We start from the raw sequence: 22,322 nt of genomic DNA on the forward strand, positions 1-22,322 counted from the left end.
TACCAGTGAGCACCGAAGCGTACGTGTACGACGCGATCCGCACCCCGCGCGGTCGCGGCAAGGCGAACGGCGCCCTGCACGGCACCAAGCCCATCGACCTGGTGACCGGACTCATCCACGAGGTCCGGCGGCGGTTCCCTGACCTCGATCCGGCCGCGATCGACGACATCGTGCTCGGCGTCGTGGGCCCGGTCGGCGACCAGGGCTCCGACATCGCCCGGATCGCCGCGATCGCCGCCGGACTGCCCGACACGGTGGCAGGCGTCCAGGAGAACCGCTTCTGCGCGTCCGGTCTGGAAGCGGTGAACCTGGCCGCCGCGAAGATCCGTTCGGGCTGGGAGGACCTGGTGCTCGCGGGCGGCGTCGAGTCGATGTCGCGGGTGCCGATGGCCTCGGACGGCGGAGCCTGGTTCGCCGACCCGATGACCAACATGGCCACCAACTTCGTGCCGCAAGGCATCGGCGCCGACCTCATCGCCACCATCGAGGGCTTCTCCCGGCGGGACGTCGACGAATACGCGGCGCTGTCCCAGGAGCGGGCCGCGGCCGCCTGGAAGGACGGCCGCTTCGAGAAGTCCGTGGTCCCGGTCAAGGACCGCAGCGGCCTGGTCGTCCTCGACCACGACGAGCACATGCGGCCGGGCACCACGGCCGACTCGCTCGCGAAGCTCAAGCCGTCCTTCGCGGACATCGGCGAGCTGGGCGGCTTCGACGCGGTGGCGCTCCAGAAGTACCACTGGATCGAGCAGATCGACCACGTCCACCACGCGGGCAACTCCTCCGGCATCGTGGACGGCGCGGCCCTCGTCGCCATCGGCTCCAAGGAGGTCGGCGAGCGGTACGGGCTGCGGCCGCGCGCCCGGATCGTCTCGGCCGCGGTCTCCGGCTCCGAGCCGACGATCATGCTCACCGGTCCCGCGCCCGCCACCCGCAAGGCGCTCGCCAGGGCGGGGCTGACGATCGACGACATCGACCTGGTCGAGATCAACGAGGCGTTCGCCGCGGTCGTGCTGCGCTTCGTGAAGGACATGGGGATCTCGCTGGACAAGGTCAACGTCAACGGCGGCGCCATCGCCCTGGGGCATCCGCTGGGCGCCACCGGCGCGATGATCCTCGGCACGCTCGTGGACGAACTGGAGCGCCAGGACAAGCGGTACGGCCTGGCCACGCTGTGCGTGGGCGGCGGCATGGGCATCGCCACGATCGTCGAGCGCGTCTGACCTTCCCAACGGATCTACGGAGCACCCTGATGAGACTTGAGTCCACCACCATCCGCTGGGAGCAGGACGACACCGGCATCGTCACCCTCGTCCTCGATGACCCCAACCAGTCCGCGAACACCATGAACCAGGCGTTCAAGGAGTCCATCGCGGCCATCGCCGACCGCGCCGAGGCCGAGAAGGACTCCATCCGCGGCATCATCTACACCTCCGCCAAGAAGACCTTCTTCGCGGGCGGCGATCTCAAGGACATGATGAAGGCCGGCCCGGAGAACGCCCAGCAGGCGTTCGACACCGGTGTCGCGATCAAGAACTCCCTGCGCCGCATCGAGACCCTCGGCAAGCCGGTCGTCGCCGCCATCAACGGCGCGGCCCTCGGCGGCGGCTATGAGATCGCGCTCGCCTCCCACCACCGCATCGCCCTCGACGCCCCCGGCTCCAAGATCGGCCTCCCCGAGGTCACGCTCGGCCTGCTCCCGGCGGGCGGCGGCGTCACGCGCACCGTACGCCTGATGGGCATCGCCGACGCCCTGCTGAAGGTGCTGCTCCAGGGCACCCAGTACGCGCCGAAGCGCGCCCTGGAGAACGGCCTCGTGCACGACCTGGCCACCACCCGGGAGGAGATGCTGGCCAAGGCCCGCGCCTTCATCGACGCCAACCCCGAGTCGCACCAGCCCTGGGACAAGCCCGGCTACCGGATCCCGGGCGGCACGCCGTCGAACCCGAAGTTCGCCGCCAACCTGCCCGCCTTCCCGGCCAACCTGAAGAAGCAGCTGAACGGCGCCCCCTACCCGGCCCCGCGCAACATCCTCGCGGCGGCCGTCGAGGGCTCCCAGGTCGACTTCGAGACAGCCCTGACGATCGAGGCGCGCTACTTCACCGAGCTGGTCACCGGGCAGACCGCGAAGAACATGATCCAGGCGTTCTTCTTCGACCTCCAGGCCGTCAACTCCGGCGCCAACCGCCCGAAGGGCATCGAGCCCCGCAAGGTCCGCAAGGTCGCTGTCCTCGGCGCCGGAATGATGGGCGCGGGCATCGCCTACGCGTGCGCCCGCGCGGGCATCGAGGTCGTCCTCAAGGACGTCTCCCTGGAAGCCGCCGTCAAGGGCAAGGGCTACTCCGAGAAGCTGTGCGCCAAGGCGGTCGGCAAGGGCCGTACGAGCCAGGAGAAGGCGACAGCGCTGCTCGCCCGCATCACGCCCACCGCGGAAGCCGCCGACCTCGCGGGCTGCGACGCCGTCATCGAGGCCGTGTTCGAGGACCCGGCGCTCAAGCACAAGGTGTTCCAGGAGATCGAACCCGTCGTCGACCCCGACGCGCTGCTGTGCTCCAACACCTCCACGCTCCCGATCACCGTGCTCGCCGAGGGTGTGGAGCGGCAGTCCGACTTCATCGGGCTGCACTTCTTCTCGCCCGTCGACAAGATGCCGCTCGTCGAGATCATCAAGGGCAGGCGGACCGGTGACGAGGCGCTGGCGCGCGCCTTCGACCTGGTCCGGCAGATCAACAAGACGCCGATCGTCGTCAACGACTCGCGCGGCTTCTTCACCTCCCGGGTCATCGGCCACTTCATCAACGAGGGCGTCGCGATGGTCGGCGAGGGCATCGAGCCCGCGTCCGTCGAGCAGGCGGCCGCGCAGGCGGGCTACCCGGCCAAGGTCCTCTCCCTCATGGACGAGCTGACGCTCACCCTGCCGCGTAAGATCCGCAGCGAGTCGAAGCGGGCTGTCGAGGAGGCGGGCGGCACCTGGACCCCGCATCCGGCCGAGGCCGTCATCGACCGCATGGTCGACGAGTTCGGCCGCACCGGGCGCAGCGGCGGCGCCGGCTTCTACGAGTACGGCGAGGACGGCAAGCGCGGCCGGCTGTGGCCGGGCCTGCGTGAGCACTTCACCAAGCCGGGCTACCGGATCCCGTTCGAGGACATGCAGGAGCGCATGCTGTTCGCCGAGGCGCTGGACACCGTCCGGCTCCTGGAGGAGGGCGTGCTGACGTCTGTCGCCGACGCGAACATCGGCTCGATCTTCGGGATCGGCTTCCCGGGCTGGACCGGCGGCGTCCTGCAGTACATCAACGGGTACGACGGCGGTGCCGGGGCAGGTGCCGGCGCCGGGGCAGGTGTCGGTCTGCCCGGTTTCGTGGCCCGCGCCCGGGAGCTGGCCGACCGGTACGGCGAGCGGTTCACGCCGCCCGCGCTGCTGGTGGAGAAGGCGGAGAAGGGGGAGCGGTTCAGCGACAAGCGCTGACGCGGGCCTCGTCCGGTGCGGGTACCCGCAGGGGTCAGGAGTCCCCGGCGGGTCCCGCGTCCGTGAGCCACTCCCGCAGTTCCTCCTTCAGGGAGCGCTGGAAGGTGGTGAGCAGGGCCTGCACCACCAGCGGGTGCATGTGCGCGGACAGGGACTTCACGGCAGTGGAGTCCCGCTCCGCCACGGCGTCACGGAACAGCTGGGACAACTCGTGCGCCACCGCGCGCGAATGTTCGATGAGTACGCCGCGGGCGGCCAGGATCGTCTCCAGGCCGAAGGGAACGTCGAGGAGCTGGACGCCGAGCCGGAGCAGGCCGGGGTCCACGCGGTACGCCCCCTCGTGCGGCACGGCCACGTTCATCGCCGAGAGCCGCTCCAGGTCCTCCTCGCCGAGCGGCCGCCCCGCGCGCCGTTCCAGCTCCTCGCGCGTCATCGTCTCCGCCGCGTCCGGCGCCCAGGACGCCACGACGGCACGGTGGATGGCGAGGTCCCGGGCGCTCAGATCCGCCGGAAGCTGCTGGAGATAACGCTCGATCGCGGCGAGCGTCATGCCCTGGTGCTGCAACTCCTCGATGAGCGCCAGCCGGGCCAGGTGCGCGGGCCCGTAGTGGCCCACGCGCCGCGGGCCGATCACGGGCGGCGGAAGCAGACCCTTGGCGCTGTAGAAGCGGACGGTGCGGACCGTGACGCCGGCCCGCGCGGCCAGCTCGTCCACGGTGAGCGTCGGCTCCTCCGTCTCGGTCGTCATGTGCAGCAGTATCGCTGTCTCACCAGTGCTGTGAAACCTCGCGCGGTACGTTCGGCGACCATGTGGCCGGCATGTGAGATGTGCCGCTGTGTGACGTCCACCATCGCATATGGGGCGATTTCCGAGAGAAGGTGACGCCTTGGTCTGTGCCGCGTCAGGGGCGGCAGGGCCGAGGCACATCCGGACACCCGCGCACCACCCCTGCGCCGGGCGCACCAGAGAGTAGATCCACTCGTGAGCAAGGACGCCGTGAACACGGCCGCGGTCGCGTCGCACCATGACGCGACCCGGACGCCCGCGGACGCGGGCGACGCCGGTTACAGCAAGGACCTCAAGGCCCGCCACGTCAACATGATCGCGATCGGTGGAGCCATAGGCACCGGTCTCTTCCTCGGAGCCGGCGGCCGGCTGCACAACGCCGGTCCCGCCCTCGCGCTGGCCTACCTGGTCTGCGGTGTCTTCGCCTTCTTCGTCGTCCGCGCCCTCGGCGAGCTGGTCCTGTACCGGCCGTCGTCCGGGTCCTTCGTGTCGTACGCGCGCGAGTTCCTCGGCGAGAAGGGCGCGTACGTCGCCGGCTGGATGTACTTCCTGAACTGGTCGACCACCGGTATCGCGGACATCACCGCCATCGCGCTCTATACGCACTACTGGAGCTTCTTCACCTCCATCCCGCAGTGGGTGCTCGCCCTCGTCGCCCTCGCGGTCGTCCTGGCCGTGAACCTGATCTCGGTGAAGATCTTCGGGGAGATGGAGTTCTGGTTCGCGATCATCAAGGTCGCCACACTGGTGAGCTTCATGTTCGTCGGCATCTTCCTGCTGGCCACGCAGCACGAGGTGGGTGGCCGTACCCCCGGTCCGAGCGTGATCACCGATCATGGCGGGGTCCTCCCGCACGGGCTCATGCCCGTCGTCCTGGTGATGCAGGGTGTGATCTTCGCGTACGCGGCGCTGGAGCTGGTCGGCGTCGCCGCGGGCGAGACCGCGGAGCCGGAGAAGGTCGTCCCGCGCGCGGTGAACTCGATCATGTGGCGGGTGGGCCTGTTCTACGTCGGCTCGGTGGTCCTGCTCGCGCTGCTGCTGCCCGGCTCGATGTACTCCGCCGACGAGAGTCCCTTCGTCACCGTGCTGTCGAAGATCGGCGTCCAAGGGGCGGGCGATGTGATGAACCTCGTCGTCCTGACCGCCGCGATGTCCTCGCTGAACTCCGGCCTCTACTCCACCGGCCGCATCCTGCGCTCCATGGCCATGGCGGGCTCGGCGCCGAGGTTCACGGCGCGGATGAACCGCAGCCAGGTCCCCTACGGCGGCATCCTGCTCACCTGCGCGGTGTGCGTGCTCGGCGTCGGCCTGAACTACCTCATGCCGAGCCAGGCCTTCGAGATCGTGCTCAACGTGGCGTCCCTCGGCATCATCAGCACCTGGGTGATCATCATGGTGTGCCATCTGATCTTCGTCCGCCGTGCGAAGGCGGGCCTGGTCACCCGGCCGTCCTTCCGGCTGCCCGGCAGCCCCGTGACGGAGATCGTCACCATCGCCTTCCTGCTGGCCGTGCTCGGCCTGATGTGGAACGACCCCGCGGTCGGCCGCAAGACGCTGCTGCTCATCCCCGTGATCGCCGCCCTGCTCGTCGGCGGCTGGTTCGCACTGCGCCGCCGGAACTCCAGGGCGACGGACCAGGAGCTGACCGAGCTGACGACGTAACGGCTCAGGACGCGGCAGCTCACGAAACGGCAGCTCAGGGGCCACTGTCAGTGGCAGCGCCTACGGTGGCGTCATGTCGGGGATCACGTATGTCCGGGGTGACGCCACCGTGCCGTTCGGCAAGGGCGTCAAGGTGATCGCCCATGTCTGCAATGACATCGGGGGATGGGGGAAGGGTTTCGTGCTCGCGGTCTCGCGCCGCTGGCCCGAGCCGGAGAAGGCGTACCGCGCCTGGCACCGCGAGCGCGCCTCCAACGACTTCGGCCTGGGCGCGCTCCAGCTCGTCCAGGTGGAGCGCCATGTGTGGGTCGCCAACATGATCGGCCAGCGTGGGATACGGACGGGGAGCAAGGGGGTGCCCGTGCGCTACGAAGCGATCGATGCCGCACTGGCCCGCCTGGCCGACGAAGCGAGCGCACTCGGGGCCTCCGTGCACATGCCCCGGATAGGCTGCGGCCTGGCCGGCGGCAAGTGGGCCCGCGTCGAACCGCTCATCAGCGAGCGGCTGGTGGGGCGCGGCGTCGCGGTGACGGTGTACGACCACGGGGAGGGGTAGCGCGGTGCGGGAGGGGGCCGGGGTGAGCCCGGACATCGACGTCCTCGTTCTTGGCGGCGCGGGCGTGGACACCATCGTGTACGTACCGGAGCTTCCGCTCCCGTACGCCGACAGTTACATGATCGACAGCGGGATCCGTGCCCGCGCCGGGCAGACCGGCGACTTCGTCGCGTTGGGCCTCGCCGCGCTCGGCCTGCGCACCCACCACCTGGACTTCCTCGGTGACGACCCCGAGGGCGACCTGGTCCGTGCCCTGCACCGGGACAGGGGCATCGCCCTCACCGCACTCCCGCAGCCCGCCGGGACGAAGCGGGCGGTCAACCTGGTCGGCCCGGACGGTCGCCGTCTGTCCCTGTACGACACGAGCCGCGGGCGCGGGGACGACCGGTTCCCGCAGGACACCCTGCGGGCCCTGGCCGGGGCGAGCCGTCACGTTCACGTGTCGATCACCCAGCCCTGTGCCGACGCCCTGCCCGTGCTGCGCGCGGCGGGCGTCGGCATCTCCACCGACCTGCACAACTGGGACGGCGAGAACCCGTACCACGAGGCCTTCGCGTACGCGGCGGACGTCGTCTTCGTCTCCGCGGCCGCCCTGACCGACCCCGAGGCGACCATGCGCCGCATCGCCGAGCGGGGCCGCGCCGAGGTGGTCGTCGCCACGGCGGGAGCCGACGGCGCGTATCTGCTGTCCGACGGCGAGCTGACTCACGTACCGGCCGTCACGCCTCCCGCCCCGGTGGTGGACTCCAACGGCGCGGGCGACTCCTTCGCCTCCGCCTTTCTCTTCGGCCGCCTCAGCGGTGAGCCGCCGCGACGATGCGCGCAGTACGGCGCGGTGGCCGGTGCGTACGCGTGCACGGTGCCGGCCACCGGGACGGACGCGATAGGCAGGGAGGAACTACTGGCCCGCGCGGCCGGGGCGCGATCCGGCGTGCTGTGAGGTGCTCCGGGGCGAGTGCCCCGGCCTGCGGCGGTGGCGGGGGCAGCCTCGTGCTGTGAGGTGGTCCCGGGCGAGTGCGCCTGCGGCGGTGGCGGGGCCCGTCTTCGTGCCGGCGGTTCCGGGTGAGCGCGCCGACTTGCGGTGGTGGCGGGGGCCGGCCTTCGTGCTGTGAGGCGGTCCGGGGCGCGTGCCCTGGACCGCCCCGTGGCGAGGGTCAGCCCCCGTGCACGTCGTTCGTCGCCGCGATCTTCCTCCAGGACTTCGGCTGGACGGGAGCGGCCGGCGTCCTGGCGATGGCCGCGGTCCGTGCCGCGGGGGCCGCCGGCTTCGACGGCTGGAACAGCCACGTGTCGAAGAGCGCGGCCAGCGGCTTACCGGACACCTTCTCGGCGTACGCCTGGAAGTCCGCGACCGAGGCGTTGCCGTACGCGTGGTCCTTCGGCCAGCCCTTCAGGATGGCGAAGAACGCGTCGTCGCCGACCTCGTTGCGCAGCGCCTGGACGGCGAGCGCGCCCCGGTCGTAGACCGCGATGTCGAACTGGTCGTCCGGGCCCGGGTCACCGGGCTTGACCGTCCAGAACGCGTCGTCGGCCGGGTGCGAGGCGTACACGTAGTCCGCCAGCTCCTGTGTCGTGCCCTCGCCCTCGTGCTCCGACCACAGCCACTGCGCGTACCGCGCGAAGCCCTCGTTGATCCAGATGTCCTTCCAGCCCTTCAGTGACACGTCGTCGCCGTACCACTGGTGCGCCAGCTCGTGCACGACGACGGAGGTGTTCGACCCGCTCGCGAACTGCCGCGGGCTGTAGTACACGCGGGTCTGCGTCTCCAGGGCGTACCCGGTGGTCGTGTTCGGCACGTATCCGCCGACGGAGTTGAAGGGGTACGGCCCGAGGTAGCCGGTCAGCCAGTCGACGATCTCCCCGGTGCGCTCCAGGCTCGCCCGCGCGGCCCCGTCGTTGTCGCCGAGGTCCTTGCTGTACGCGTTGATGATCGGGACACCGTCCGACGTCTTCCCGGTGGTGATGTCGAACTTCCCGATCGCGAGTGTGGCGAGATAGGTCGCCTGCGGCTTGTTGGACCGCCAGTTGTAGCGGGTCCAGCCGAGCCTCGAAGTCGTCGACTGGAGCGTGCCGTTGGAGATGGCCTGCGTGCCGTCCGGCACGGCCACCGACACGTCGTACGTCGCCTTGTCGAGCGGGTGGTCGTTGCTGGGGAACCACCACCATGCCGCCTCCGGCTCGTCCGCCGCGATCGCGCCGTCCGGGGTGCGGTGCCAGGTGCTGAAGCCGTACGCGCTCTTCGTGGAGGGCACCCCGCTGTAGCGGACCACGACGGTGAGCGGCGTGCCCTTGGGCAGTGGGGCAGCCGGGGTGATCTCCAGTTCGTGCTGGCCGGAAGTGGTGAACGTCGCCTTCGCGCCGTTCACCCGCACCTCGCTCACATCGAGCAGGAAGTCCAGGTCGAACCGGGACAGGTCCTGCGTGGTGGTGGCGAGGATGGTCGCCGTGCCCTCCAGCTCGTCCGTCTGCGGCTGGTACTTCAGCCGCAGGTCGTAGTGGGAGACGTCGTATCCGCCGTTGCCGTAGTACGGGTAGTAGGGGTCGCCGATACCCGGAGCACCGGGCTGGTAGCCGGCCGCCGATGCCGGGATCGCCAGCAACAGGGAAGCCGCCGCGAGTGCGCCCGGGGCGATGAGTCTGCGGTGCACGAGAACTCCAAGTCGTAGGGGCAGGAGGTCCGTTCGAAGCCTATTCAGTCCCAGTGGCCCCGGGCGTGTCCATGACCCCTGCTGTCACACGATCGCCATCCGGCCGACATGGGCGAAGCCGTCCCATGGTGCTTTCCCGGCCATGTGGTCCCATCCCTCCCGGCGTGCCGTCAGTTGCCCTCTTCTGCACGGGAGTTGACCCCTGTACCGTCCCGCGCATGCCGAAACGCACGCGCTTCACGATCTGGAGACCGCTCGCGACAGCGGCCACGGCCGCCCTGCTGGCCGCCTTCCTCACCCCGTCGGCCGCCCACGCCGCGCCTCGGGAGAGCCGGCCCGTCTACTCGTACGACGACGCCATCCGAGAATCCGTCTGGGTGGACACCGGCCTGGACGGCGACGGCGACGGGAAGGCCGACCGGGTCGCCGTCGACATCGTCCGGCCCCGCGAACCCGCCGCGCAGGGCCGCAAGATCCCCGTGATCATGGACGCCAGCCCGTACTACTCCTGCTGCGGGCGGGGCAACGAGAGCCAGAAGAAGACGTACGACGCCTCCGGACACGTCGTCCAGATGCCGCTCTTCTACGACAATTACTTCGTTCCGCGCGGCTACGCCTTCGTCGGCGTCGACCTGGCCGGAACCAATCGCTCCGACGGCTGCGTGGACGTCGGCGGCCGCTCCGACATCCAGTCCGCCAAGGCAGTGATCGACTGGCTGAACGGCCGCGCCAAGGGCTACACCTCCCGCACCGGCACCACCACGGCCAGGGCGACCTGGACCAACGGCCGGACCGGCATGATCGGCAAGAGCTGGGACGGCACCATCGCCAACGGCGTCGCCGCCACCGGCGTCAAGGGCCTGAAGACCATCGTGCCGATCAGCGCCATCTCCTCCTGGTACGACTACTACTTCGCCAAGGGCGCACCCCTGTACGACTCGGGCCCCGACTGGCTCTCCGACTACGTCGACAGCCCCGACGCGCGCACCAAGTGCGCCGCCGTGCAGCAGAAGCTCGTCGACGAGGCGCCGCGCACCGGCGACTGGACGGACCTGTGGACCGAGCGCGACTACGTGAAGGACGCGGGCAAGGTCCGGGCGAGCGTCTTCCTCGTGCACGGGATGCAGGACCTCAACGTCCGCACCAAGCACTTCGGCCAGTGGTGGAACGCGCTCGCGAAGAACGGCGTCGAGCGCAAGATCTGGCTCTCGCAGACCGGTCACGTCGACCCCTTCGACTTCCGGCGCGGGCAGTGGGTGGACACCCTGCACCGCTGGTTCGACCACGAACTCCTCGGCTACGACAACGGCATCGACCGCGAGCCCATGGCCGACATCGAGCGCCACCCCGACCAGTGGGTCACGTCCACGCTCTGGCCGCCCCGGGACACGGCGGCGACGACCCTGCGCCCGGACCGGGGCACCCAGGCGGGCGTCGGCACGCTCGGACTGCGCACCGGCACGGGCACCGAGTCCTTCACCGACGACCCGCAGTCGAGCGAGACCGACTGGGCCGCGCACATCGACGACTCCACCCCGGGCAAGGCCGGGTTCATCACCCGGCCCCTGTCGAAGGACCTGCGGGTGTCCGGCTCCTCCACGGTGACCGTCACGGTCACGCCCACCACCTCCACGGCGCACCTCTCCGCCGTACTGGCCGACCTCGGTCCCGACACGATCCGCGACTACGGCGCCGCCGGCGAGGGCATCACCACGCTCACCGACCGCACCTGCTGGGGCGCGAGCACGGCGGGCGACAGCGCCTGCTTCAAGGTCACGCAGGCGAGGACGACCGACGTCGGTTCCACGGTGTTCAGCCGCGGCTGGGCCGACCTCGGCAACTACGCCGCGGATGGGAAGGGCGTTCCGCTCACCCCGGGCACGGCGTACACGATCACGCTCGACCTGGCCGCCACCGACCACGTCGTCCCAAGGGGCCACCGGCTCGCGCTGATCGTCGCGGGCACCGACAAGGACCTCATCGACCCCCCGTCGAGCACACCCACGCTGACCGTCGACCTGTCCCGTACGGCGGCCCGCGTGCCGCTCGTCGGAGGGGCCGCAGCGTTCACCCGCGCCATCTCCGGCTCCCCGGCGGCCGTGCCCCGGGTCACCACGCTCGACGGCGTGAAGACCCCGCACACAGTGCGACGCGTGCCGGGAGAGACCCTGTAGTGAGGCGACCCGTCGATCACTGACGGCGCGTCAGGCGGCCGGGAACGCCAGCCCGGCCGCCTCACGCGCGCATCCCCATGCCACCGTGACACCCCCGCCGCCGTGCCCGTAGTTGTGCACCACCGTTCCGCCGCCGGGCAGGGACGCGCGCTCCAGCCGTACGGCGTCCCGGGCGGGCCTGAGGCCCACCCGGTGGTCGAGGACCCGCGCTCCCGCGATCTCCGGCCGCACCGCCGCACACCGTGCCACGATCTCCTCGGCGGTTCGCGGATCCGGCGTCAGCGACCAGGCGTCGTCCTCGGCGGTGCCGCCCAGGATCAGCCCGCCGGGCTGCGGGAAGAAGTACATGCTCGCTCCGGCCGTCAGCCAGGTGGTGATCCCGGGGTTCTCCACCACGACGAGCTGCCCGCGCACCGGGCGTACCGACGGGTCGGGGACCAGCTCGCGGGCGCCGAGCCCCGTGCAGTTGACCACGACGGGTGCTTCGGCGGCCGGTTCCGCCAGATCCGCGACCGACCGCTCCTCGACCCGCCCGCCGGCCCGCAGCAGCCGGTCGAGCAGCCACGGCAGATGGGCCGGCATGTCGATGAGGGGAAGTCGTGCCCACAGACCGGTCCCGGCGTACTCGGCGTCTGTCGAGGCCCGAAGTCCCTCGACAGAAGCGGCCCACGGCCCGAGGCCGTCCAGGCGCGTCTCGCCGTGTACGCCCTCGACCATGCGTACGCCCGTCTCCTCGGGCCGCGCGGCAAGCTCCTCGTAGACGACGAGGGACTCCAGGGCCCATGCGCCCACCCGGGACTCGGGCTCGATCCGGTACGGCCACCACACCGCGCCTGCGACCGCCGAGGTGGTCCGCCCGGCGGGCTCCCGCGTCCACACCCGCACGCGCCGGCCGTTCTCCGCCAGGACGATCGCCGTCGTCAGTCCGATGACGCCGCCGCCCACCACGATCACATCACCGCTCTGATCTCTGTCCACGCCGGGACGCTAACCGAATCTGTCCTGCCGTGCTCACATCACGCCCAGTGTGGGGATACTCACACCATGTCTGCCGAGTACGCGACCTTCGGCCTGGCACCGGCCATGCGTGCCGGTGGCGTCCTCGCCAACGGTGACTACCAGGTGCACCGGGACTTCGTGGACTTCGTCGTCGACGGGCGCCCGCTGCTGTTCCGGCTCTCCGACCTCGACGCCGTCTCCCCGCTCGCCTCCGACATACCGCCCGCCATCTTCACCGCGCAGGTACGCAGCCTCCTGCTGGAGACGGACGCCCCGCTCGAAGGCGGCCGCTACGTCATCTACGGCTGTCCGGAGTGCGAGGATCTGGCCTGCGGGGCCGTCACCGCGGTCATCGAGAAGGACGGCGACGACTTCGTGTGGCGGGACTTCGTCTGGCAGGCGGACGAGCGGGCCGACCCCGAGCTGAACGGCTACCACGGGATAGGGCCGTTCCGCTTCCGCGGCGACGAGTACCGCCGTGCCCTGGGCGCCCTGCTCGACGGCGGTCGGGCGCAGCGGCGCCGAGTCCTGCTCATCGGCCCGCGCGTCGCCGTTCTCGCCCGGCTCGCCGCGGCGCTGCGCAGCATCGGCATCGGTGCGGAGATCGCGCACGACGCCACCGACGTGCCCGCCGACGAGCTGCGCAGATACGGCGCGGTGGCCTACGGTCCGGCGGTCGGCGAGCGGGAACGGGCCGCCGTACGGCAGTCCTTCGCGCGCGCCGGCGTCGATGCGGCGCACGTCGACGGACTCGCCCCGATCGTTCCGCTCCTCGTCGCCCAGATCGAACACGCCCTCGACCGCAGTCCCTTGGACCAGCGTCGTCTCCGGCACCTGGCCGCCGCCGACGGTGTCGCGGACGTCGAGGTCGCCTCCGCGTGCCGCGTCCGTGTCACCACCTACCGCCGAGGCCGCCTGCACCGTGTCCACACCCACGAGGCCTTCGACGACGTCCTGGAACCGGGCCGCCATCGCATCGCCCTCGATCCCGGGGCGACGAAGGGGGAGTCCTTCGTGGTGGCCCGGACGTCGGGGAGCGTGCTGGTGACGGCGGTGGTGCGCTGAGCCGGTGGCCGGGGACTTTCCCGCCGGTCCGGCCGGTGCCCTTTCCCGTTGGGCTCCTCGTGCCGTGCTGGTTAGGATCGGCGTCTGATGACTGCCACCCTCGTCGCCAAGAACCTCGCCGCCGGGCACGGCGACCGCTCGCTCTTCTCCGGGCTCGACCTCGTCGTCGCTCCCGGTGATGTGATCGGGCTCGTCGGTGCCAACGGCGCCGGCAAGTCCACCCTGCTGCGGATGCTCGCCGGACTGCTCGCTCCGGGGCAGGGCGAGCTGCGTCTGTCCCCGCCGACCGCGACCGTCGGGCATCTGCCGCAGGAGCCGGATCGCCGGCCGGACGAGACCGTGCGGGAGTTCCTGGCGCGCCGCACGGGTGTGGCCGAGGCACAGCGATTGATGGACGAGGCCACGCAGGGCCTCGTCGACGGGACGCCGGGTGCCGACGACGCGTACGCGGTGAGCCTGGAGCGCTGGCTCGATCTCGGTGGCGCGGACCTCGACGAGCGCGCCGAGGAGATCGCCGACTCCCTCGGCCTGGGCGTGGGCCTGGACCAGCCGATGACGTCCCTGTCCGGCGGCCAGGCGGCCCGCGCCGGCCTGGCGTCGCTGCTGCTGTCCCGCTACGACGTCTTCCTGCTCGACGAGCCGACGAACGACCTGGACCTGGACGGTCTGGAGCGACTTGAGCGCTTCGTCGGCGGGCTGCGGGCCGGGACGGTCGTCGTCAGCCACGACCGTGAATTCCTCACCCGCACGGTCACCAAGGTCCTCGAACTCGACCTCGCCCAGCGGCAGATCAACCTCTACGGCGGCGGATACGAGGCCTACCTGGAGGAGCGCGACAGGGCCCGTCGGCACGCCCGTGAGGACTACGAGGAGTACGCCGACAAGAAGGCCGCGCTCCAGGACCGCGCCCAGACGCAGCGCGCCTGGATGGACAAGGGCGTGAAGAACGCACGGCGCAAGGCGAACAACGACAACGACAAGATCGGCCGCAAGTTCCGCAGCGAGGCCAGCGAGAAGCAGGCCGCCAAGGCCCGGCAGACCCAGCGCATGATCGAGCGCCTGGAGGTCGTCGAGGAGCCCCGCAAGGAGTGGGAACTGCGCATGGAGATCGCGGCGGCCCCGCGTTCCGGCGCGGTCGTCGCGACCCTGCGGGACGCCGAAGTACGGCGCGGCGACTTCACGTTCGGCCCGGTGTCCCTGCAGATCGACTGGGCCGACCGGGTGGCGGTGACGGGCGCGAACGGCGCGGGCAAGTCCACGTTGCTCGGCGCGTTGCTGGGCCGCGTCCCCCTGGACGCGGGCCATGCCGCCCTCGGCTCGGGCGTGCTGGTCGGCGAGGTCGACCAGGCCCGCAAACTGTTCCATGGGTCCGAGTCGCTGCTGGACGCGTTCTGCGCGGCGGTCCCGGACACCGAACCCGCCGACGTCCGTACGCTGCTCGCCAAGTTCGGCCTCAAGGCCGAGCATGTGCTGCGCTCCGCGGCCACCCTGTCCCCGGGCGAACGCACCCGCGCCGCCCTCGCCCTCCTCCAGGGCCGTGGCGTCAACCTCCTCGTCCTGGACGAGCCGACCAACCACCTCGACCTTCCCGCGATCGAGCAACTGGAGTCGGCCCTGGACACCTACGAGGGCACGCTGCTCCTGGTCACCCACGACCGCCGCATGCTGGACGCGGTACGGGTGACCCGACGCCTGGAGGTGGCCGACGGCAAGGTCACCGAGCGGTAGCGACTGAGCAGGGCGGGCGAAGTCCACTGTGCTTCGGCAGCGCCCTGAAGGGCCGCGGGGAACTGCGCGACCAGCCACGGCGGTGCCGCAGGTGATCGACGGCACATCGAGGCATTTCCAGCGGAGCGCTCAGGCACCTCGCTCCGCTTCCTTGGCAGTACGCTCCAGCCGGCTGCGACAGCCCGCCCACCACGCGGAGTCGCCGTGAGCCAGGTGGTCACCCCCGTCCCGCAGTCCCGCGGCCCCGTCGACGAGTTCCCGGACGCGGTACAGCGCGACGATCTGCTTACGGGAGTCAGGCGTTCGGTACACACCGGGCCCGGACCCTCCGTGTCGCGGCGAAGGGTCCGGGCCCGGATGTCTCAGCGGCGGCCGTTCTTCGGGTCGAGCAGACCCGCTCGCCGCAGCGCGTCGGCCATCGCGCTGTTGGCCGGCGGAGGCGCCTGGCGCGAACCGCCGCCCTGGCGGCCCCCACCCCCCTGCCGCTGCTGCGGCGGACGCCCGCCGCGCTGCTGACGGCCACCCCCGCCCTGCTGCTGTCCCTGCGCGGCCGCCTCGTCGTCCAGGCGCAGCGTCAGCGAGATCCGCTTGCGCGGAATGTCGACATCCAGGACCTTCACCTTGACGATGTCACCCGGCTTCACCACGTCCCGCGGGTCCTTGACGAACGTCCTGGACATCGCGGAGACATGCACGAGGCCGTCCTGGTGGACGCCGACGTCGACGAAGGCACCGAACGCGGCGACGTTCGTGACGACACCCTCCAGGATCATCCCGGACGACAGGTCGGAGATCTTCTCGACGCCCTCCTTGAAGGTGGCCGTCTTGAACGCGGGCCGCGGGTCGCGTCCCGGCTTCTCCAGCTCCTTGAGGATGTCGCTCACCGTCGGCAGACCGAACGTCTCGTCCACGAAGTCGGACGGCTTCAGCGAGCGCAGCACCGAGGTGTTGCCGATGAGGGAAGCCACCTCCTGGCCGGAGGTCTTCACCATGCGCCGGACGACGGGGTACGCCTCCGGGTGCACGCTGGAGGCGTCCAGCGGGTCGTCGCCGCCGCGGATCCGCAGGAAGCCCGCGCACTGCTCGTAGGCCTTGGGGCCCAGCCGCGTCACCTTCTTCAGGTCCGTACGGGACGTGAACGGGCCGTTGGCGTCGCGGTGCGCCACGATGTTCTCGGCGAGCCCGGAGGTGATGCCGGACACGCGGGCGAGCAGCGGCGCGGAGGCCGTGTTCACGTCCACGCCGACGCCGTTCACACAGTCCTCCACCACCGCGTCCAGCGAGCGCGACAGCTTCACCTCGGACAGGTCGTGCTGGTACTGGCCGACGCCGATGGACTTCGGGTCGATCTTCACCAGCTCGGCGAGCGGGTCCTGCAGACGCCGGGCGATGGAGACCGCGCCACGCAGCGACACGTCCATGTCCGGCAGCTCCTGCGAGGCGAACGCCGAGGCCGAGTACACCGACGCGCCCGCCTCGGACACCATCACCTTCGTGAGCTTCAACTCCGGGTGCTTGGTGATCAGTTCACCGGCGAGCTTGTCGGTCTCGCGGGACGCCGTGCCGTTGCCGATGGCCACCAGCTCGACCGCGTGTTCCTTGGCCAGGCGCGCCAGCTTGGCGATCGCCTCGTCCCACTTGTTGGCCGGGACGTGCGGGTAGATCACGTCGGTGGCGACGACCTTGCCGGTCGCGTCGACGACGGCCACCTTCACGCCCGTACGGAATCCGGGGTCCAGGCCCAGCGTCGCACGCGTGCCGGCCGGGGCGGCGAGCAGCAGATCGCGCAGGTTCGCCGCGAAGACCGCCACCGCCTCGTCCTCGGCGGCCGTACGCAGCCGCAGCCTGAGGTCGATGCCGAGGTGCACGAGGATGCGGGTGCGCCAGGCCCAACGGACCGTGTCCACGAGCCACTTGTCGGCGGGGCGGCCGCGGTCGGCGATCCCGAAGCGGTGCGCCACGATCCCCTCGTACGACGACGGGACCGGCGAGGACTCAGCCGGTTCCTCCGGCTCCAGGACGAGGTCGAGGACTTCTTCCTTCTCGCCGCGCAGCATCGCGAGGATCCGGTGCGAGGGCAGCTCGGTGAAGGGCTCGGCGAAGTCGAAGTAGTCGGCGAACTTGGCGCCCGCCTCCTCCTTGCCCTCCCGCACCTTGGCGGCCAGGCGCCCGCGCACCCACATCCGCTCACGCAACTCGCCGATCAGGTCGGCGTCCTCGGAGAACCGCTCGGTGAGGATCGCCCGCGCACCGTCCAGCGCGGCCTGTGCGTCGGCCACCCCCTTGTCGGCGTCGACGAACGCGGCGGCCGCGGCGAGCGGCTCGACCGTCGGGTCGCCGAGCAGGCCCTCGGCCAGCGGCTCCAGACCGGCCTCGCGCGCGATCTGCGCCTTCGTGCGCCGCTTCGGCTTGTACGGCAGGTAGATGTCCTCCAGGCGCGCCTTGGTCTCCGCACCCCGGATCTGCGCCTCCAGCTCCTCGGTGAGCTTGCCCTGCTCGCGCACCGACTCCAGGATCGCCGTGCGTCGCTCCTCCAGCTCCCGCAGATAGCGCAGCCGCTCCTCGATCGTGCGCAGCTGCGCGTCGTCGAGCATCTCGGTCGCTTCCTTGCGGTAGCGGGCGATGAAGGGCACCGTCGAACCGCCGTCGAGCAGCTCGACCGCGGCCCTCACCTGCCGCTCCCGTACGCCGAGCTCCTCGGCGATCCTGCCTTCGATGGACCCTACGAGGGGTGTGGTCACGATCCCGTACCCGCCTTCTCCACTGAGGTTGCGCGGCAATTGTGGCAGGTCGCACCGACAACAGGGGATCAGGGCACGGCTCCCCGGGAAACGGGGCGGTTTCCTGGCTCGGCCGCCCCGTCGGACAGGTCCCTCAGGCTCGGCGGGCGCTGCGCCGTGACGAGCCCGACGCCCCGCCGAACAGCCGGGCCAGAGCCCGGAACGGCAGGGTCACCACCGTGGCGACGGCGCCGCCGATCTGGCGCAGCACGTCTGCGATCGCACGGAACACGGTTTCCCCTTTCGTCGTCCCGGCGTGTCGGCCGGGATGACGTCCGGGTACCTCATCCCTTGCCGATCATGCCTTCGGGGAAGGCCCCGGCCGCGAGGGCCCTGGTCAGCAGCGCGCCCGTCAGCTCCGTCAGCCGCTCCACGCCCGCGGCACCCAGGTGCTCGTACGGGGCCCGGTCGAGGAGGTCGGTCCGCGCCTCGATCTCCCGCCGCAGCCCGAGGCCCGCCTCGGTCAGCCCGCCCTCCGCATCGAGCAGTCCTCGCCCGCGCAGCCGCCCCACCGCCGCGTCCCAGTGCTCCCGGCTCCAGCCCCGGGTGGCACACGCCCACTTCGGGGACATGCCCTTGCCGGTCGCGGTGTGGCTCACCATCGCCTCCACCGGGTCCAGCTCCGCGCCCAGCAGCGCCGTGAGATGGCCGTCGCCCCGGTGCTCGCGCAACAGTGTGGCCGCGTGCCAGAACGCCAGGTGCGGCTCGTCGGTCACGGGCAGATCGGCGTGCGCGGCGTACAGGGGGCGCGCGTGCGGGGTACACGCCTCGGCCGCGCGCAGCGCGAGCTCCGCGGCCTCGGCCATCTCCTTGGAGGCGACGGTCTCCTCGCCGAGCAGCCGCCGCAGCGTCGCGTCCACGGCACGCGCGCGTGCCGCGAGCACCACCTCCGGGGAGGCCGTCTCCCATACGGCGGGCACATGCCGAGCCACCAGCTCGGGCCGGAAGTTGTAGAACGTCGCCGTCACCACGCCCGCGCCCACCGGCCCCATCGCGGCGGCCCGCACCGCGAAGTAGGCGGCCCTTGGGTCCTCGACGCCCACGGCGGCCAGTTCCCGGCCCAGGTCCGGTGAGAAGTAGTGCGTCGAGTGCAGCGGGTTGATCAGGTTGTGGCAGCGCCGCCCGGCGCGCTCCGGCAGGGGTGATGTCATGCCCGGCAGGTTACCGACTGGTTGGTACGCCCGGAACCGCGAAGGACTGGATGGCAGGAAAGGAGGGGTATTCGACATTGCGGCCATCCCGGCCCCGGCAAAGAATCGAGGATATGCGGACCCTTCTGGTCGTCCTCTTCGACGATGTGCAGAGCCTTGACGTCACCGGCCCGGTGGAGGTCTTCATGGGCGCCGAGACCCACTCACCCGGGACCTACAGCCTTGTCACGGCCTCCCTGGACGGCGCCCCGGTCCGCACCTCCAGCGGCCTCACGCTCGTGCCCGACCACGCCCTCGCCGACGTGCCCCACCCGCACACCCTGCTCGTTCCGGGCGGCCGGGGCACCCGGAGCCCCGACCCGCGTCTGGTGGACTGGCTGCGGGAGCACGGCGCACGGGCCGAACGCCTGGTCTCCATCTGCACCGGTGCGATCCTGCTCGCCCGCGCGGGCCTCCTCGACGGCCGCCGTGCGACCACCCACTGGGCGTACTGCGACACGCTGGCCCGCCACCACCCGGAGATCGAGGTCGACCCCGAACCCATCTACGTGCGCGACGGACACGTCGCCACCTCGGCCGGCGTCACCTCCGGCATCGACCTCGCCCTGGCCCTCGTCGAGGAGGACCTGGGCCGTGAGGCCGCCCTGGCCATCGCCCGCCACCTCGTCGTCTTCCTGCGCCGCCCCGGCAACCAGGCCCAGTTCAGCGCCCAGCTGGCGGCCCAGACCGCGCGGCGCGAGCCCCTGCGCGAGGTCCAGCAGTGGATCACCGAGCACCCGGGTGACGACCTCACGGTGGAGTCGCTCGCCGCCCGCGCCCGGCTGTCGCCCCGTCACTTCGCCCGCGCCTTCCAGGCCGAAACCGGGATGACCCCGGGGCGCTATGTCGACCGCGTACGCCTCGAACACGCCCGCCGCCTCCTGGAGGACACCACCGACGGCATCGAGGAGATCTCCCGCGCCAGCGGCTACGGCACCTCCGAGGCCATGCGCCGCGCCTTCGTGAAGGCGCTCGGCGCGGCCCCGGCGGAGTACCGGCGCCGCTTCCGTCCCGCCACCGCCCACTGAAAGGATTCCCATGCAGATCGCCATCGTCCTCTACGACCGCTTCACCGCCCTCGACGCCGTGGGCCCCTACGAGACCCTAGGCCGCCTTCCCGACGCGGAGACCGTCTTCGTCGCCGAGCGGACCGGGCCCGTGCGCAGCGACACCGGAGCCCTCGCGCTCACCGCCGACCGGACCCTGGACGAGGTGCCGGCCCCCGACATCGTCATCGTCCCCGGTGGTCCCGGGCAGACCCCGCAGATGGAGAACAAGGCCCTCCTCGACTGGCTGCGCGCCGCCGACGCCACCAGCACCTGGACGACGTCCGTGTGCACCGGCTCCCTGCTGCTCGCCGCCGCCGGGCTGCTGAAGGGGCGCCGCGCCACCTCGCACTGGCTGGCCCTGGACTTCCTGAAGCAGTTCGGCGCCGAACCCACGGGCGAACGCGTGGTGTTCGACGGAAAATACGTGACCGCGGCGGGAGTCTCCTCCGGCATCGACATGGGCCTCACCCTGCTCGGCCGCATCGCGGGCGACGAACACGCCCAGGCCGTACAACTGCTGACCGAGTACGACCCGCAGCCGCCCTACGACGCGGGGTCCCCGCAGAAGGCCCCCGCGCACCTCGTCGAGGAGTTCCGCACCAAGAGCCGCTTCATCCTGACGTAGGCGACGTTGTCCAGGTGAAGCGCGGCTGCCTGCGCTCCAGGAACGCGGCGACGCCCTCCGCGGTGTCGCCGCTGCCGCGCGCCTGCTCGGCCCAGTACGTGTCCCGGTCCGTCCGCCCGTTCGCGAACTCCTTGGCCGCGGCCTGCGTCAGCTGCGAGCGCGCCACCAGCAGGCGCGTGAACTCCGCGACCCGCTTGCCGAGTTCGCCCTCGGGCAGCACCTCGTCGGCCAGGCCCGTCCGCAGTGCCCGTTCCGCGTCGATCAACTCGCCCGAGAACAAGAGGTACTTGGCGGTGCCGGGCCCCACCAGCGACACCAGCCGCCGGGTGGAGGAGGACGGGTAGACGATCCCCAGCTTGGCCGGCGTCACCCCGAACAGCGCACCCTCCTCGGCGAACCGTAGATCGCAGGCCGCCGCGAGCTGCGACCCGCCGCCCACGCAGTGGCCGCGGATCGCCGCCAGCGTCGGCTTCGGGAACGCGGCCAGCGCCTCCTCGGCCAGCACGGCCAGCGTCTGCGCCCGCTGCGGCGACCCCCGCAGCGTGGAGATGTCGGCGCCCGCGCAGAACGTCCTGCCCTCGCCGGTGAGCACCAGCGCCCGTACGGCAGGATCGGCGGCCAGCGCGTCGAGCAGCGGCGGCAGCGCCTTCCACATGCCGGCCGTCATGGCATTGCGCTTGGCCGGGTGGTGGATGACGACGGTCGCCACCCCGTCGGTGACGCTGTGCAGCAGCTGGGGCTCCATACGCCGGATGCTATCCGCACCCCCGAACACACGATCAGGAAGGGGCTCGCCCCCACGGAGGGGCGAGCCGGACGCCGAACGCGTACAACCCGAAGAGTTCCGAAGGCGGCGCCACGGGGGCAGGATCGGTCACACAACCGACCTCGTCATGCGCGAACGGTCAGATGTCGTCGATAACCGCTGACTTGTGTTCAGTCATTCGGCACCTACCAGTGCATTCCCAACACTCGACGTGTGGTGACAATCGAGCGCAAGGGTGGCGACCGGACGATGGACGACGAAGGGCGGGGGTCCGGCCCGCGCCCTGAAGGCGGCGGGAGCGCACCGTACGACCGCAAACCGCCGGGACCGCTTCCGTACGAAGGTGTCTGGCGGTTCACCGCCGCCGCCGTGGACGCCTCGGTGCCGCAGGCCCGGCACGCCGTCCGGGACCTGCTCGCCCGCCAGGGCGTGCCCGTGTCGGACGACACCGTGCAGGCCCTGCTGCTGATCGTCTCCGAGCTGGTCACCAACGCCGTCCGGCACGCGGCGCTGCTGTCGCCGATGCTCGCCGTGGAGGTTGCCGTGGGCCCCGAATGGGTGCGGGTGTCGGTGGAGGACAACCACCCCTACCGCCCGAGCGCCCTGGAGGCCGATCACGGCCGGACCGGCGGGCGCGGACTGCTCCTGGTCCGCGAGATCACCCGGGAGGGCGGCGGGGTCTGCGACGTGGAGCACACGGCGAGCGGCGGCAAGGTGATCTGGGCCGCCCTGCCGCTCAAACCGGCATGGATCGTATGAGTCCGTCCGCCCGCGCGGGCCGGAGGGGCCTGAGGGTCACCGGTCCGTGCAGGGGCCCGTGGGTCACC

19 protein-coding genes are annotated in these 22,322 nt (G+C 71.3%); 11 read left to right on the plus strand and 8 right to left on the minus strand.

Features of this window, described 5'->3' with window-relative positions; genetic code table 11:
• The first annotated feature begins 5 nt into the window (after window positions 1–5).
• Both Q2K21_RS14590 and Q2K21_RS14595 read left to right on the plus strand, forming a co-directional pair.
• Window positions 6–1,220 carry an acetyl-CoA C-acetyltransferase gene (locus Q2K21_RS14590; protein WP_310770766.1) on the plus strand — a complete coding sequence of 405 codons (1,215 nt, stop codon included), beginning with the start codon at window positions 6–8 and terminating at the stop codon, window positions 1,218–1,220.
• A gap of 29 nt (window positions 1,221–1,249) precedes the next feature.
• Complete coding sequence (locus Q2K21_RS14595; RefSeq protein WP_310770768.1) at window positions 1,250–3,466, plus strand: 3-hydroxyacyl-CoA dehydrogenase NAD-binding domain-containing protein; 2,217 nt, start codon at window positions 1,250–1,252, stop codon at window positions 3,464–3,466.
• A gap of 34 nt (window positions 3,467–3,500) precedes the next feature.
• Here Q2K21_RS14595 and Q2K21_RS14600 read toward each other — a convergent pair whose 3' ends face one another.
• Complete coding sequence (locus Q2K21_RS14600) at window positions 3,501–4,214, minus strand: MerR family transcriptional regulator (protein ID WP_310770770.1); 714 nt, start codon at window positions 4,212–4,214, stop codon at window positions 3,501–3,503.
• Window positions 4,215–4,448: 234 nt separating this feature from the next.
• Here Q2K21_RS14600 and Q2K21_RS14605 point away from each other — a divergent pair, with 234 nt between their 5' ends.
• From Q2K21_RS14605 to Q2K21_RS14615, 3 genes are all read left to right on the plus strand, one after another.
• Window positions 4,449–5,915 carry an amino acid permease gene (locus Q2K21_RS14605; RefSeq protein WP_310770772.1) on the plus strand — a complete coding sequence of 489 codons (1,467 nt, stop codon included), beginning with the start codon at window positions 4,449–4,451 and terminating at the stop codon, window positions 5,913–5,915.
• Window positions 5,916–5,988: 73 nt separating this feature from the next.
• Window positions 5,989–6,471, plus strand: coding sequence for a macro domain-containing protein (locus Q2K21_RS14610; protein ID WP_310770774.1), 483 nt, complete (start codon window positions 5,989–5,991; stop codon window positions 6,469–6,471).
• 22 nt (window positions 6,472–6,493) lie between these two features.
• Complete coding sequence (locus Q2K21_RS14615; RefSeq protein ID WP_310770776.1) at window positions 6,494–7,411, plus strand: adenosine kinase; 918 nt, start codon at window positions 6,494–6,496, stop codon at window positions 7,409–7,411.
• A 214-nt stretch (window positions 7,412–7,625) separates the two neighbouring features.
• Here the strand turns inward: Q2K21_RS14615 and Q2K21_RS14620 are convergent, their stop codons facing one another.
• Window positions 7,626–9,119, minus strand: a complete 1,494-nt coding sequence (locus tag Q2K21_RS14620; protein WP_310770777.1) for a M1 family metallopeptidase — start codon at window positions 9,117–9,119, stop codon at window positions 7,626–7,628.
• A gap of 218 nt (window positions 9,120–9,337) precedes the next feature.
• Between Q2K21_RS14620 and Q2K21_RS14625 the strand changes: the two genes are divergently transcribed.
• Complete coding sequence (locus Q2K21_RS14625) at window positions 9,338–11,293, plus strand: Xaa-Pro dipeptidyl-peptidase (protein ID WP_310770778.1); 1,956 nt, start codon at window positions 9,338–9,340, stop codon at window positions 11,291–11,293.
• Between the two features lie 30 nt (window positions 11,294–11,323).
• Here the strand turns inward: Q2K21_RS14625 and Q2K21_RS14630 are convergent, their stop codons facing one another.
• The gene (locus Q2K21_RS14630; protein WP_310770780.1) at window positions 11,324–12,271 is read right to left on the minus strand and encodes an FAD-dependent oxidoreductase; all 948 of its coding nucleotides are present in this window, start codon (window positions 12,269–12,271) and stop codon (window positions 11,324–11,326) included.
• A 66-nt stretch (window positions 12,272–12,337) separates the two neighbouring features.
• Here Q2K21_RS14630 and Q2K21_RS14635 point away from each other — a divergent pair, with 66 nt between their 5' ends.
• Together Q2K21_RS14635 and Q2K21_RS14640 are read left to right on the plus strand one after the other, a co-directional pair.
• Complete coding sequence (locus Q2K21_RS14635) at window positions 12,338–13,357, plus strand: oxidoreductase (RefSeq protein WP_310770782.1); 1,020 nt, start codon at window positions 12,338–12,340, stop codon at window positions 13,355–13,357.
• A gap of 87 nt (window positions 13,358–13,444) precedes the next feature.
• The gene (locus Q2K21_RS14640; RefSeq protein WP_310770784.1) at window positions 13,445–15,085 is read left to right on the plus strand and encodes an ABC-F family ATP-binding cassette domain-containing protein; all 1,641 of its coding nucleotides are present in this window, start codon (window positions 13,445–13,447) and stop codon (window positions 15,083–15,085) included.
• Between the two features lie 129 nt (window positions 15,086–15,214).
• On the opposite strand, the gene Q2K21_RS14645 is transcribed toward Q2K21_RS14640, so the two are convergent.
• The 4 genes from Q2K21_RS14645 to Q2K21_RS14660 form a co-directional block, all read right to left on the minus strand.
• Window positions 15,215–15,397 (minus strand): hypothetical protein, encoded by a 183-nt coding sequence (locus Q2K21_RS14645; protein WP_310770786.1) that lies wholly within the window; start codon window positions 15,395–15,397, stop codon window positions 15,215–15,217.
• Between the two features lie 50 nt (window positions 15,398–15,447).
• Window positions 15,448–17,826, minus strand: coding sequence for a Tex family protein (locus Q2K21_RS14650; RefSeq protein ID WP_310770788.1), 2,379 nt, complete (start codon window positions 17,824–17,826; stop codon window positions 15,448–15,450).
• A 133-nt stretch (window positions 17,827–17,959) separates the two neighbouring features.
• Window positions 17,960–18,097, minus strand: a complete 138-nt coding sequence (locus tag Q2K21_RS14655; protein ID WP_310770790.1) for an LPFR motif small protein — start codon at window positions 18,095–18,097, stop codon at window positions 17,960–17,962.
• 52 nt (window positions 18,098–18,149) lie between these two features.
• Complete coding sequence (locus Q2K21_RS14660; protein WP_310770792.1) at window positions 18,150–19,016, minus strand: SCO6745 family protein; 867 nt, start codon at window positions 19,014–19,016, stop codon at window positions 18,150–18,152.
• Window positions 19,017–19,129: 113 nt separating this feature from the next.
• Here Q2K21_RS14660 and Q2K21_RS14665 point away from each other — a divergent pair, with 113 nt between their 5' ends.
• Complete coding sequence (locus Q2K21_RS14665) at window positions 19,130–20,083, plus strand: GlxA family transcriptional regulator (protein ID WP_310770794.1); 954 nt, start codon at window positions 19,130–19,132, stop codon at window positions 20,081–20,083.
• Window positions 20,084–20,093: 10 nt separating this feature from the next.
• Window positions 20,094–20,729, plus strand: coding sequence for a DJ-1/PfpI family protein (locus Q2K21_RS14670; protein WP_310770796.1), 636 nt, complete (start codon window positions 20,094–20,096; stop codon window positions 20,727–20,729).
• On the opposite strand, the gene Q2K21_RS14675 is transcribed toward Q2K21_RS14670, so the two are convergent.
• Window positions 20,716–21,474 (minus strand): enoyl-CoA hydratase/isomerase family protein, encoded by a 759-nt coding sequence (locus Q2K21_RS14675; RefSeq protein WP_310770797.1) that lies wholly within the window; start codon window positions 21,472–21,474, stop codon window positions 20,716–20,718. The genes Q2K21_RS14670 and Q2K21_RS14675 overlap by 14 nt on opposite strands.
• A 270-nt stretch (window positions 21,475–21,744) precedes the next feature.
• Between Q2K21_RS14675 and Q2K21_RS14680 the strand changes: the two genes are divergently transcribed.
• Entirely contained in the window at window positions 21,745–22,254 is a 510-nt protein-coding gene (locus Q2K21_RS14680; RefSeq protein ID WP_310780953.1) for an ATP-binding protein, read from the plus strand.
• Window positions 22,255–22,322: the final 68 nt, after the last annotated feature.

This window comes from Streptomyces sp. CGMCC 4.7035 (assembly GCF_031583065.1).
Lineage (GTDB): Bacteria > Actinomycetota > Actinomycetes > Streptomycetales > Streptomycetaceae > Streptomyces > Streptomyces yaanensis.

Bases quoted from the DNA above. Each gene is read 5' to 3' on its own strand.
- Q2K21_RS14635 (WP_310770782.1), top strand. From the start codon at position 12,338: ATGTCTGCCGAGTACGCGACCTTCGGCCTGGCACCGGCCATGCGTGCC.
- Q2K21_RS14675 (WP_310770797.1), bottom strand. From the start codon at position 21,474: ATGGAGCCCCAGCTGCTGCACAGCGTCACCGACGGGGTGGCGACCGTC.
- Q2K21_RS14595 (WP_310770768.1), top strand. From the start codon at position 1,250: ATGAGACTTGAGTCCACCACCATCCGCTGGGAGCAGGACGACACCGGC.
- Q2K21_RS14600 (WP_310770770.1), bottom strand. From the start codon at position 4,214: ATGACGACCGAGACGGAGGAGCCGACGCTCACCGTGGACGAGCTGGCC.
- Q2K21_RS14660 (WP_310770792.1), bottom strand. From the start codon at position 19,016: ATGACATCACCCCTGCCGGAGCGCGCCGGGCGGCGCTGCCACAACCTG.
- Q2K21_RS14680 (WP_310780953.1), top strand. From the start codon at position 21,745: ATGGACGACGAAGGGCGGGGGTCCGGCCCGCGCCCTGAAGGCGGCGGG.
- Q2K21_RS14625 (WP_310770778.1), top strand. From the start codon at position 9,338: ATGCCGAAACGCACGCGCTTCACGATCTGGAGACCGCTCGCGACAGCG.
- Q2K21_RS14670 (WP_310770796.1), top strand. From the start codon at position 20,094: ATGCAGATCGCCATCGTCCTCTACGACCGCTTCACCGCCCTCGACGCC.
- Q2K21_RS14610 (WP_310770774.1), top strand. From the start codon at position 5,989: ATGTCGGGGATCACGTATGTCCGGGGTGACGCCACCGTGCCGTTCGGC.
- Q2K21_RS14640 (WP_310770784.1), top strand. From the start codon at position 13,445: ATGACTGCCACCCTCGTCGCCAAGAACCTCGCCGCCGGGCACGGCGAC.
- Q2K21_RS14665 (WP_310770794.1), top strand. From the start codon at position 19,130: ATGCGGACCCTTCTGGTCGTCCTCTTCGACGATGTGCAGAGCCTTGAC.